Origin of the sequence: Selenomonas ruminantium subsp. ruminantium ATCC 12561 (genome assembly GCF_000424065.1) — a bacterium.
In the GTDB taxonomy this organism is placed as follows: domain Bacteria; phylum Bacillota; class Negativicutes; order Selenomonadales; family Selenomonadaceae; genus Selenomonas_A; species Selenomonas_A ruminantium.
In genome coordinates this window covers 1-1993 of the sequence record NZ_AUJE01000068.1, presented here as the reverse complement: position 1 = coordinate 1993, position 1993 = coordinate 1, and the positions used below count along the sequence as shown (strand labels likewise).

The following is a 1993-nucleotide window of genomic DNA, read 5'->3' as shown; positions in this document are numbered from 1 at the left end:
ACAGCTAACTCCTTTGGGATATGTCTGTCGGGCGTTAGTCCGTGTATCAAACTTCTCAAGAATCCCCCACTTCTATAAGTGGGGGAGGTTCAACCCTAGCAAATAAACGGTAGCTGATTTCTTCCACGTCCTTCTCCAGGTTGGGTGTTGGAGCCGGGTGAAAATCGCCATTATTGGTCAGGAGATTTTAGCCAAAATCTAGCCAATTAATTTTGACCAATTCGGTATATATTCTCGTTTATACAACAAAAAAAGCCCCGTGAGAATCTCACGGAGCCTTGAATTTCAAATGGTGCCGGCGATCGGACTTGAACCGATACGTTGTTGCCAACGGCAGATTTTGAGGCCATATTCGCAAATTGGATAAGATGTTATAAGTTTGTATTCCCTTATAATATGGGGGCTGACGGAATTAGTCATTGTTATGGGATTGCATAATTTAGTATTACCTTTTAAGTTGACAACCCGATAATAACCCGACATTTTTTCATGTATAATCAGGAAAAGTTGTGATGTAACTAAAAAATTCTCAGTGAAGGTTTGGCTGCTTTCTTCAATGCAGTCAAACCTCTTTTTTGTCATATTTAGTCAACTCGCATCATGCGTTGCCCGCCCTGCGGTGTTCCAGCTTTGGTGGACAGGAATGCTGGCCTGCCTGCGCAGTCCGGCATATCCTATCCACGTCGCCACAGACACCTGCTCACTTGACCAGTCATTTTTGATTTCGGTAAACGGTTTTCAACTGGATATTGCATCAGGTTCGTGTGGCGGGACGTGCCTTGCACCTCCCGCAAGATACAATCCGGCATCCGCAGGCCGTGGCGTTGTCGGTCAAAATCGGAAACTTGCGGGACAGCACTGCGGGCAGGGGGCCGTCTCTGCACGTGGACGCATCCGCGTCCACTCTCCGCCCCCTTTCCCCCTACGGCCCCGACAAGCGGGGCCTACCCTCTTTCCCCCGATTTCCTGCCCTGCGGTGCTGTGGCTCCTCGGTCAGGCGGGGAATAAGGTGCTGCGGATTAGGGGGACAGGGGGCTTGGCAACCCTCCCTGCGGTCGGGGCGACTATGGCGGCCAGCGAGAGTGGAGCAGGATAACTCGCGCCGCAAGTCGATGTGCCACTGGCACATCTCCACTCCTGCCCGCATTGCCTCGATATGACCAGAAGGGTTCGGCAAGCCTGCTCGTCGTTCATGCGTATTTGGTTTGTGTCCGGCTGCTCGGGTGGACAGGCAATGCCTGTCCACGTCAGCACAGACACCAAAAAATTACCGACAAATTCCTCCACCACAAAAAGTATGCGAGTATATCTGTCAGGAATTATTTTAGCGGTAGTTCTGCTTTATAACGGCTTTATGACCACTGGTAAATGTGCTAAAATAAATATTGAGCCACTTTCTCCCTTATGACGCGTTTGTGTAGGCATAAGGGCAGTAGGCATGACGGAATCAAATCCTTCCCCATGTTCACTAAGTGGCTCATATAACAATACGATTCAGTGAGGACAACATGGATAATGTCAATGTAGGATATTATATACGACAGCGGCGCATTGAACTTGGATTGACGCAGATTCAGCTTGCCCAAAAAATTGGCAAGTCGTCACAGGTTATTTCAAACTGGGAACGTGGATATAGTCCCAGTATGAAAATGGGCGAACTGGCCAGTATTGCCCAGGCATTGCAGGTCAATGTGAATTATTTTTTCCCTGCGCCCAATAATCAAATGGACAAACGCCTGCAGTATGTGATAAAAAACTATCCACAGCTTACGGAACATTCAAAGAACATTATTGATGCAATAATCCGGTCTGACAAGAAAACCCAAAAACAGCCGCAAAAAAATGCGCTGTGACTCTCCTCACAGACGTAATAAATCCCCGAAGCTATTCTTCTTCGTTTGTCAAGATAAGTGTGTAAGTTTTTTTGCCATAAGAAAAGCGGTCCGAAAGGGCCGCCTTTTCTATGGGAAAAAGCTTAAAATTGCTCGTACTT

Annotated in this window: 1 protein-coding gene; it reads left to right on the top strand. The window is 47.7% G+C overall.

Annotated elements, in window-relative coordinates; translation table 11 throughout:
* Nucleotides 1-1508 precede the first annotated feature (1508 nt).
* Nucleotides 1509-1853, top strand: a complete 345-nt coding sequence (locus tag G598_RS18795; protein WP_051180393.1) for a helix-turn-helix domain-containing protein — start codon at nt 1509-1511, stop codon at nt 1851-1853.
* Nucleotides 1854-1993: the final 140 nt, after the last annotated feature.

Coding starts and splice junctions, on each gene's coding strand:
- G598_RS18795 (WP_051180393.1), top strand. CDS start 1,509: ATGGATAATGTCAATGTAGGATATTATATACGACAGCGGCGCATTGAA.